Raw genomic sequence first — 10,000 nt, forward strand, 5'->3', positions numbered from 1 at the left:
TTGGGTTTTCATTGTTAATGTTTTTGGTGATTATCATTTTCAATTCATTGAATGATAAATCTGTGGTGACGATGATTTTCAAAGTAGCAAGTTACACTTATGGTCCACTTTTAGGATTGTATGCATTTGGATTGTTCATGAAATCAAAAACCGTTCACGATAAATTAGTCCCAATTATTTGTGTTATTTCTCCATTGATTTGCTTTTTGTTGGCCAAAAATTCGGCAGCACTTTTTGGAGATTACGTAATTGACAACGAATTAATTATCGTAAACGGCATTATCACTTTTATTGGATTGTTATTAATTAGTAAACCAGCTACTAGTCAAACCAAATTTTAATATTGATTAGTTGCTAATAAAACCAACGTACAAGCTACTTCATATTTAATATTGTTCGCCTCTAATATTTTATAAAATTCTGGATTTTCAGTTCCGGGATTAAAAATAACGCGTCTTGGTTTTAACGAAAGAATGTAATCATAATATTCCACTTGAGCTTTTGAGTTAAGATATAAAGTCACTGTATCCACTGCATGAAAATCTAATTTTTCGGTTTCAATTGGAATATCAAACGCCATTCCTTTTTTAGCTCCAATGGCTACTACTTGGTGACTTTTATCTACTAAACTGTGAATGGCTTTATACGAATAACGCTCTTTATTTGTGGAAGCTCCTATAACTAATGTTTTCATTTTATTTTTATTTAGAAATTTAAAGTTACGATAAATAAACAAATAATAAAAATTTGCTAAAGTCTGATTTCGAAACGATTTTTGAAGTAATTTTAAATAAAAATGCTTTACAATATTTCATACAAAGACTTAAAAATTGAAAGAGAAATCAACGAATTAGTTGGAAAACCCTTCACCATTTTAGAGAACATAAAAAAAGGGGGCATTGGCTCTCCAAAATTATTTATCACCCGATGCAGTTCGGCTATTTACGATTTATTACATGTTAACAACTCGGTTAAATTCTGTAATATTGAATTACGTCCAAAAGGCATTATTATTGGTTTTCAATCTCGCTTAGATGTTTATGTTTTAGTGATTCCTTATTATAAATTAGTATTATTCAAACCGGGAAATTCAATTACTTTTCATATTGACCATCATTATATTTCGGTTGATTGTTCCAAAAACAGTAAAGGTGTTCAAAAATTCATTGATAAACTTGAATTGGAAAAAGAAAAAAACACCTTCTACTCTCCATTAGATGCTTATTAACCTTCCTTACATTAAGTAAACCTAAAAGTAATCTAGATTTTTTTTTGATTCGTAAATAAAATAATTACCTTGTACTAAATTTGTAAAAAAACAATGGAATTATTTATTTACCTATTCGCTGCACTATTCTCGGTATTAAACCCAATTGGAACTGTTCCTATTTTCGTTGCTTTAACCGAAGGTTATACAAGTGCTGAACGAGCAAAAGTTTCATTAATTACCAGTATTAACGTTTTAATCATATTGTTGATTTCGTTTTTTATTGGGCAATATGTATTGAGTTTCTTCGGCATCACAATTACAGCTTTACGAATTGCAGGTGGAATCATCATTACCAGCTCAGGTTTCGGATTATTGAATGGAAATTTCAGCAAAAACAAAGGAATCAACAAGAAAGTTCAAAAAGAAGTTCAAAACAGAACGCACATTGCGCTTACTCCTTTAGCAATGCCAATGTTGGCCGGACCTGGCTCTATTTCTTTACTTATTGCTTATTATCAAGAACACAATACTACATCTGAAATTATAATTTCAACTGTTTCAATTACTGTTGTTGCAGCCACTATTTATTTAGTTCTTCGAAGTGCCCACTTTTTAGCAAAAATGTTAGGTTCTTCAGGGATTGTGGCAATTTCTAGAATTATTGGGTTTTTAACGATTGCCATTGGCATTCAGTATATTATTAGTGCCATTTTAACCATTATTAGAGGAATCTAGTAAGTTGAGAATTGGAAGAAAAAAAATCCCAAATTTCGAATGAATCGGAATTTGGGATTTTTTTTTAAAAGCCGCTAAGACGATAAAATTATTCACTTGGCAAGAAAATTTCTGCCATCATACAACGTGCACTTCCACCACCACAAGCTTCAATGGTATCTAAGCTTGAACTTACGATGGTTACATGTTCTTCTAATTGTGCAATTTGCTTTTTAGTCAAACTTTGGTGAGCTGATGCACTCATGATTAAATATCGTCTATCATCTGTTCCTTTTACTTCCAACATATTTCCAGCGAAATTGTTTACTTGGTCTTCGGTGATAAGAATTACTTCTTTTTCATCACCTTTTAAACTATCTAAGACCATTTTACGTTCTTTTTTATCGTCGATACAATCTGCACAAATAACCGCAAATGTTTCGCCCACGCACATAATTACGTTCGTGTGATAAATATGTTTTCTTTCTCCGTTTACCGTTTGAAACGCTTCAAAAATTACGGGTGTAAATTCGAAATCTTCACAAAATTCGATGAATAATTCTTCGTCTGCTCTTGGAGATAAAGCACAATACGCTTTTCCATTAGCTCTATCTAAAACGATACTTCCTGTTCCTTCCAAGAAAATATCGTCATCTTCAGCTGACGTGTAATCCATAATTTCATTGATTACAAAACCTTCATTTTCTAAATGATCTAAAACATCTTCTCTTCTTTCTAAACGACGATTTTCAGCAAACATTGGATATAAAACGACATCACCATTTTCGTGAAATGAAATCCAGTTGTTTGGAAAGATACTATCAGGTGTATCTGGACTTAATGTATCTTCAACCACCACCACATTTAATCCAATCATTCTTAACTTTTGAACGAAAGTATCAAATTCTTCTTGTGCTTTTGCGTTAACCGAAGTTGGTGTTAAATTATCCAATACTTTTTGGTAATAATTATTCACCGCTGTTTGTTCGTTCATACGGAATGCTACCGGACGAATCATCAATATGGAGTTAGTTGTTTGGTTCATGTTTTTCTTCTTTATTTTTTTCTGATAAATCGTATTTTTTGATTACGACATTATTTTTATTTGGATTCTTAGTATTCTTTACAACATATACTATTGCACTAACTACAATTATTGGAAAAACCACATAAAAATAGATTGCAGTAAGCATAACTTAATCTCTAATCAAAGGCAAAGTTGAACATCGTAACAAACCTTCTTGCTTTGCAATTTCTGCGTATGGAATTTCTTCTACTGTAAATCCGTTTTCGCGTAACCAATTGTTTAATCTGGTGAAGTTTTTTTCAGAAACTACTACATCAGGAGCAATGGAAAACACGTTGGAATTCATGTGATACATTTCTTCTCTTTCGATATGAAATAGATTTTCTTTTCCGAATAAATTCACTAAAAACATATAATCGGCTTCTTCACGGAAACCACTTTTATATATAATTCCTTTGTTAGTTCCCACAGGTTGAAAACAACAATCTAAATGCAATGCATTATCACGAGGCTCAATTTTCGATTTTACTAAGTCGAATGCTTTCACAATTTTATTTGGAAATAATTCTTTAATATAATTCACACCTTGTATGTTGGTTCTTGCTGTGATGTAATCTTTATAATCTGAACCTTTGTAAGTTCCAATAAAGATATACTCATTCCAAGGCATCACGTCGCCACCTTCAATATGTACTTCTTCTGGCGGACGAACAACTTTCTTAGGATCAATTTGATCGATTACGTATTGAATCGCATCTAATTCACGCTCTCTGTCTGGTAAAATATTGGCTTTGATAAAAATGTCATCGATTACAAATCCGATGTCTCTGGCGAAAATTTGGTTATAATTTTCAATAATTTGAGGTCTGAAGACTTTTACGTCGTATTTCTGGAAGACTTTATTAAATGCTTCCATTTCTTTTACCATATCTGCTTCCACAGGATAGGTTCCAGCTTTAATATGCTCTAATGATTTAGGATCATAGGCTTCTTCTATAGTAGGTGTTGGACCGTTACTTGTAGCAGTTCCTAACACCACAGCCCTTAATCGGGAAGTTTCGTTTTTTACATTTAATTGTAACATAGATTTCGGCTTTTGGCAAATATAGAAAAAGGAAACGAGAATATTAATCAGTAAACCGTTATAAATTCGCTTCAAAAAGATTCTTTTTAGATATAAATGATTAAATTTGAGAAAACTATAAAAAAACAAATTATCATGGGATTATCAAATTTTTTCAGTTCTCTTTTTGGGAAAGCAAAAGAGAAAGCGGAAATTGCAAAAGAAAACTTAAGTGAAGTTGCAGAAAATGTAGCCGAAAAAGCTGCTGATGTAGCCGAAGACGTAAAAGAAACGGTTGAAAATGTAGCCGAAAAAGTTTCTGGGAAACTAGAAGAAATGGGCGTACCAGAAAAAGTAAACGAATTTGTTGATGTCGCTAAAGAAAAAACAGCAGAAGCTGCGGGTTGGGTAGAAGAAAAAGCACACAACTTAAAAGAATCATTGGAACACAAAAAAGAAGAAGTTGAAACTGCAACTACTGAAGTTGAAACAGCTTCTGAAACAAATGAAGAAACGAAACCAGCAGAATAAAAAAAACCACTCAAATGAGTGGTTTTTTTTTATAAATATTATCTGTCTTTTACTTCTTTGAAAGGACGTAATGTATAACCTGTATAAACTTGTCTTGGACGACCAATTGGTTCTTTATTTACTCTCATTTCTTTCCATTGTGCAATCCAACCTGGTAAACGACCAATAGCAAATAAAACCGTAAACATTTCAACTGGGATTCCCATCGCGCGGTAGATAATTCCTGAATAGAAATCTACGTTTGGATATAAGTTTCTTGATTTGAAATATTCATCTTCTAAAGCTACTTTTTCTAATTGTTTTGCGATATCTAACAATGGATCATCAACTCCTAACGAACTTAATACATCATCAGCAGCTTTTTTAATGATAGTTGCTCTTGGATCAAAGTTTTTGTAAACACGGTGTCCGAATCCCATTAAACGGAACGGATCATCTTTATCTTTTGCTTTTAAAACGAATTTAGCAACATCACCTCCATTGTCGTGGATTTCTTGTAACATTTCTAATACCGCTTGATTAGCTCCACCGTGAAGTGGTCCCCAAAGCGCAGAAACTCCAGCAGAAATTGAAGCAAATAAACCGGCATGAGAAGAACCAACGATTCTTACTGTAGAAGTAGAACAGTTTTGTTCGTGATCTGCGTGTAAGATGAATAATTTATCTAAAGCAGCTATTACTTTTGGATCTGCTTTGTAAGGTCCAGTTGGTAACTCAAACATTAAACGCATGAAATTTTCAACGTAACCTTTTGTATTATCGTAATAATTTAATGGATAACCCATTGTTTTTCTGTAAGTCCATGTAGCAATTACTAAGAATTTACCCATAGTTTTACAAACTGCCTCATACATTTCTTTTTCGTTGTGAGGATTCACTGACTTAGGATTGAAAGCAGTTAAAGCACTAGTTAAAGAAGCTAAAACACCCATTGGATGAGCCGTTTTTGGAAAACCATCAATGATGTTTTTCATTTCCTCGTTAACTAAAGTATATTTACGAATATCGTTTTCGAATTTTTCTAATTGGGCTGCCGTTGGAAGTTCTCCAAAAATCAACAAATAAGAAACTTCTAGAAAATCAGCTTTATCTGCTAAATCTTCGATTGAATATCCTCTGTAACGTAAAATTCCTTCTTCACCATCTAAGAAAGTAATTTCACTTGTACATGAACCTGAGTTTTTATAACCCGGATCAATAGTAATAGCACCAGATGCACTACGCAACTTGTCTATGTCGATAGCAACCTCATTCTCAGTTCCCACAATTACTGGAAACTCATACTTTTTGCCATCAAGCTCTAATATTGCAGTTTTTGACATATTATTTATATGATATTTTATGATAAAATTAATGTGAATTGCGAATTTAACAAATAATAATCAAACAATAAAGAAAATATCTATAATTTATGGTTAAATAATATACATAAAAAATCCTGCTGTAAAATACTACAACAGGATTTAAAAATGATATCTAAAAGTGATTATTTTTTTACTTTAAAAGCATTTACACCAGGAAAATAAGCTACATCAGCTAATTCTTCTTCAATGCGTAATAATTGATTGTATTTTGCCATACGATCTGAACGAGAAGCCGAACCCGTTTTGATTTGTCCACAGTTTAATGCAACTGCTAAATCTGCAATCGTGTTATCTTCTGTTTCTCCAGAACGGTGTGACATTACCGAAGTATATCCAGCGTTATGCGCCATATTTACTGCTGCAATCGTTTCTGTTAACGTTCCGATTTGGTTTACTTTAATCAAAATTGAATTTGCGATAGATTGACTAATTCCGCGAGATAATCTTTCTACATTAGTTACGAATAAATCGTCACCCACTAATTGAACTTTATCACCGATTTTTTCAGTTAATAATTTCCAACCTTCCCAATCGTCTTCGTACATTCCGTCTTCGATAGAAATAATTGGATATTTTTCTGTTAATTCTGCTAAGTAAGAAGCCTGCTCTTCAGAAGTTCTGATTTTTCCTGTTTCACCCTCAAATTTAGTGTAATCGTATTTTCCGTTCACATAAAATTCTGAAGCCGCACAGTCTAAAGCAATCATTACATCATCACCAAAAGTGTAACCAGCATTTGTAACTGCTAATTTGATTGAATCTAAAGCGTCTTCTGTTCCACCGGCTAAATTTGGAGCAAATCCACCTTCGTCACCTACTGCTGTAGATAAATTTCTATCGTGTAATACTTTTTTAAGGTTGTGGAAAATTTCAGTTCCCATTTGCATTGCATGAGTAAAATCTTTTGCTTTAACTGGCATAATCATGAACTCTTGAAAAGCAATTGGAGCATCAGAATGCGAACCTCCGTTGATAATGTTCATCATTGGAACTGGTAACGTATTCGCAGAAACACCACCAACATAACGATATAAAGGCATTCCTAATTCGTTAGCCGCAGCTTTTGCAACTGCCAAAGAAACTCCTAAAATAGCATTAGCCCCTAAGTTCGATTTGTTTGCTGATCCGTCTAAATCAATCATCATTTTGTCGATTAAATTTTGTTCGAAAACCGACATTCCTACAATCGCCTCAGCAATTTTTGTATTTACATTTTCAGCTGCTTTTAAAACACCTTTCCCCATGAAAGCTTTACCGCCATCACGAAGCTCTACAGCCTCATGTTCACCAGTTGATGCACCACTTGGAACAGCCGCTCTTCCTAAAATTCCGTTATCTGTAACTACATCAACTTCGATTGTTGGATTTCCACGCGAATCTAAAATTTGTCTTGCGTGAACTTTGATAATTATACTCATTTTATATTTTTTTAAGTTGTTATTTTTTGAATAATAACAAATTTATAATTTAAACTATAATGATATTGAAAAACTCAAAAAACTTATAAACGATAACGTTTTAGTTGCTTGCAGTTTTTATGTTTTCGATAAATTGGTCAAATAAATAACTTGAGTCGTGCGGTCCAGGACTTGCTTCTGGATGATATTGAACTGAGAAACAGTTTTTCGATTTCATTCGCATTCCAGCCACAGTTCCGTCATTCAAATGTTCGTGTGTTAATTCAAAGTCAGGATGTTTGTCTAATTCTTCTCTTACAATAGCAAAACCATGATTTTGAGAGGTAATTTCACCTTTTCCTGTAATCACATTTTTAACTGGATGATTAATTCCACGGTGACCGTTGAACATTTTATAAGTTGAAATCCCATTAGCTAATCCAATGATTTGGTGCCCTAAACAAATTCCGAACAAAGGTTTGTTCTCGTTTAAAATTTGTTTTGCTACTTCTTGAGCTGTTTCTAAAGGCTCAGGATCACCAGGTCCGTTTGATAAGAAATACCCATCAGGATTGAATGCCTTCAAATCTTCAAAAGAAGCGTTGTAAGGGAAAACTTTAATGTAACAATCTCTCTTCGCTAAGTTTCTAAGAATATTCGTTTTGATTCCTAAATCTAATGCTGAAATTTTATATTTAGCAGTTTCTTCACCAAAGAAATATGGTTCTTTTGTTGAAACTTTAGAAGCCAGTTCCAAACCATTCATATCTGGAACTTGTGCTAATCTTTCTTTTAACTCTTCAATTGGAGTTCCATCCGTACAAATAACAGCATTCATAGCGCCATTATCTCTGATGTAACTTACTAATGCTCTTGTATCAACATCTGAAATTACGATAAGATTTTGTTTGCTTAAATAATCAAACAAACTTTCGGTAGCATCTACGCGTGAATAATTAAAGCTGAAGTTTTTACAAACTAATCCTGAAATTTTTACTGAATCTGATTCCACTTCTTTCTCGTTTACTCCATAATTCCCAATGTGTGCATTGGTAGTAACCATGATTTGCCCGAAGTAAGAAGGATCTGTAAAAATTTCTTGATAACCTGTAGTTCCAGTATTAAAAGCGACTTCACCAAAAGTAACCCCTTCAATTCCGATTGATTTTCCGTGAAAAATAGTACCGTCTTTAAGAAGTAAAACGGCCTTAGAGCGATTGTTGTATTTCATTGCGTTGTGTTGTTGTGGTTGCAAATTTAGTTATAAAAGTTGTTTTTAGAAAATGTTTGAATCGTAAAACCAAAAAAAAAGGATAAACTTAAAAAAGTCTATCCTTATTATTTTCACATGAATGGTTTCATGATTATTCTGTAGCTTCAGTATTTTCAGAAGTTTCAGATGCTGGAGCTTCAGGAGTACCTTCAGCTTTTTTAGCTTTTCCACGACGAGTCGTTTTCTTAACTTCTTTTTTACCACCATTGTACAATGTATTGAAATCTACTAATTCGATCATTGCCATATCAGCGTTATCTCCTAAACGGTTACCTAACTTGATGATACGAGTGTATCCTCCTGGACGGTCACCTACTTTAGCAGCAACTTCTCTGAAAAGTTCTGTAACTGCATATTTGTTTCTTAAGTAAGAAAAACAAATACGACGGTTGTGAGTAGTATCTTCTTTTGATTTTGTAACTAATGGTTCAACAAATTGTTTTAAAGCTTTCGCTTTAGCAACAGTAGTGTTGATACGTTTATGTTCGATTAAAGAACAAGCCATGTTAGCTAACATTGCAGCTCTATGTCCTTTTTGTCTACTTAAATGATTGAATTTTTTTCCGTGTCTCATGACGTCTTTTGTTTATCTTCATCTTGCATCAATCCTTTAATAGGAGCGCAAAATATGAAGCAATTATTCTTTATCTAACTTGTATTTAGCTAAATCCATACCGAAAGTAAGGTTTTTATTTGCCACTAACTCATCTAATTCAGTTAATGATTTTTTACCAAAATTACGGAACTTCATTAAGTCGTTCTTGTTGAAAGAAACTAAATCACCTAATGTATCAACTTCAGCCGCTTTTAAACAATTTAATGCTCTAACAGATAAGTCCATATCAACTAATTTAGTTTTCAATAACTGTCTCATGTGAAGAGATTCTTCGTCATAAGACTCAGTTTGAGCAATTTCATCTGCCTCAAGAGTAATTCTTTCATCAGAGAACAACATAAAGTGGTGGATTAACGTCTTAGCTGCTTCAGTTAATGCATCTTTAGGATGGATAGAACCATCTGTAATGATTTCAAAAACTAATTTTTCGTAATCTGTTTTTTGTTCCACACGGAAATTCTCAATAGAATATTTTACGTTCTTTACTGGTGTGTAAATAGAATCTGTAAAAATAGTTCCTATTGGAGCGTTTGATTTTTTGTTCTCTTCAGCTGGAACATATCCTCTACCTTTTTCGATAGAAAGTTCCATGTTGATAGATGTTTTGCTGTCTAAATTACAGATAACTAAATCTGGATTTAAAACTTGAAAACCAGAGATGAATTTTTGAAAATCACCTGCAGTAATTTTATCTTTTCCAGAAAGAGCGATAGAAACAGATTCGTTATCGATATCTTCAATTTGACGTTTGAAACGTACTTGTTTAAGATTTAAAATAATTTCTGTTACATCTTCAACTACACCA

At 33.0% G+C, this 10,000-nt stretch carries 12 protein-coding genes and 1 pseudogene; 4 read left to right on the forward strand and 9 right to left on the reverse strand.

Annotation, left to right across the window (positions count from 1 at the left end):
- Positions 1–341 (forward strand): annotated as a pseudogene (locus LDL23_RS07090) (sodium:solute symporter); the annotation flags it as partial.
- Here LDL23_RS07090 and LDL23_RS07095 read toward each other — a convergent pair.
- Positions 338–694, reverse strand: coding sequence for a CoA-binding protein (locus LDL23_RS07095; RefSeq protein ID WP_291265081.1), 357 nt, complete (start codon positions 692–694; stop codon positions 338–340). The pseudogene LDL23_RS07090 and the gene LDL23_RS07095 overlap by 4 nt on opposite strands.
- Positions 695–796: 102 nt before the next feature.
- Between LDL23_RS07095 and LDL23_RS07100 the strand changes: the two genes are divergently transcribed.
- Together LDL23_RS07100 and LDL23_RS07105 are read left to right on the forward strand one after the other, a co-directional pair.
- Positions 797–1,228, forward strand: a complete 432-nt coding sequence (locus LDL23_RS07100; RefSeq protein WP_291265082.1) for a hypothetical protein — start codon at positions 797–799, stop codon at positions 1,226–1,228.
- A gap of 93 nt (positions 1,229–1,321) precedes the next feature.
- Entirely contained in the window at positions 1,322–1,945 is a 624-nt protein-coding gene (locus LDL23_RS07105) for a MarC family NAAT transporter (RefSeq protein ID WP_291265083.1), read from the forward strand.
- Positions 1,946–2,033: 88 nt separating this feature from the next.
- Here LDL23_RS07105 and ctlX read toward each other — a convergent pair whose 3' ends face one another.
- The 3 genes from ctlX to LDL23_RS07120 are packed head-to-tail and all read right to left on the reverse strand — an operon-like array spanning position 2,034 to position 4,035.
- Positions 2,034–2,969, reverse strand: coding sequence for a citrulline utilization hydrolase CtlX (gene ctlX / locus LDL23_RS07110; RefSeq protein WP_291265084.1), 936 nt, complete (start codon positions 2,967–2,969; stop codon positions 2,034–2,036).
- Positions 2,953–3,117: a hypothetical protein gene (locus tag LDL23_RS07115; RefSeq protein ID WP_194095148.1), complete on the reverse strand. Its 165-nt coding sequence runs from the start codon at positions 3,115–3,117 to the stop codon at positions 2,953–2,955. The genes ctlX and LDL23_RS07115 overlap by 17 nt, the downstream gene beginning before the upstream one ends.
- 3 nt (positions 3,118–3,120) lie before the next feature.
- Entirely contained in the window at positions 3,121–4,035 is a 915-nt protein-coding gene (locus LDL23_RS07120; RefSeq protein WP_291265085.1) for a dimethylarginine dimethylaminohydrolase family protein, read from the reverse strand.
- 135 nt (positions 4,036–4,170) lie between these two features.
- Between LDL23_RS07120 and LDL23_RS07125 the strand changes: the two genes are divergently transcribed.
- Complete coding sequence (locus tag LDL23_RS07125; RefSeq protein ID WP_291107699.1) at positions 4,171–4,545, forward strand: hypothetical protein; 375 nt, start codon at positions 4,171–4,173, stop codon at positions 4,543–4,545.
- Positions 4,546–4,583: 38 nt separating this feature from the next.
- Here the strand turns inward: LDL23_RS07125 and LDL23_RS07130 are convergent, their stop codons facing one another.
- The 5 genes from LDL23_RS07130 to rpoA form a co-directional block, all read right to left on the reverse strand.
- On the reverse strand, positions 4,584–5,867 hold the full coding sequence (locus LDL23_RS07130; protein ID WP_291265086.1) for a citrate synthase: 1,284 nt from the start codon (positions 5,865–5,867) through the stop codon (positions 4,584–4,586).
- A gap of 164 nt (positions 5,868–6,031) precedes the next feature.
- On the reverse strand, positions 6,032–7,327 hold the full coding sequence (gene eno, locus LDL23_RS07135; RefSeq protein WP_291265087.1) for a phosphopyruvate hydratase: 1,296 nt from the start codon (positions 7,325–7,327) through the stop codon (positions 6,032–6,034).
- 100 nt (positions 7,328–7,427) lie between these two features.
- Positions 7,428–8,537 (reverse strand): glutamine-hydrolyzing carbamoyl-phosphate synthase small subunit, encoded by a 1,110-nt coding sequence (carA, locus tag LDL23_RS07140; protein WP_291265088.1) that lies wholly within the window; start codon positions 8,535–8,537, stop codon positions 7,428–7,430.
- A gap of 133 nt (positions 8,538–8,670) precedes the next feature.
- A complete protein-coding gene (rplQ, locus tag LDL23_RS07145) occupies positions 8,671–9,153 on the reverse strand; it encodes a 50S ribosomal protein L17 (protein WP_291265089.1) in 483 nt (160 codons plus the stop codon).
- Positions 9,154–9,216: 63 nt separating this feature from the next.
- Positions 9,217–10,000, reverse strand: a 784-nt coding sequence (gene rpoA / locus LDL23_RS07150) for a DNA-directed RNA polymerase subunit alpha (protein ID WP_291265090.1), incomplete at its 5' end; no start/stop codon positions are given.

It is taken from the genome of Flavobacterium sp. (genome assembly GCF_020217025.1).
In the GTDB taxonomy this organism is placed as follows: Bacteria; Bacteroidota; Bacteroidia; order Flavobacteriales; family Flavobacteriaceae; genus Flavobacterium.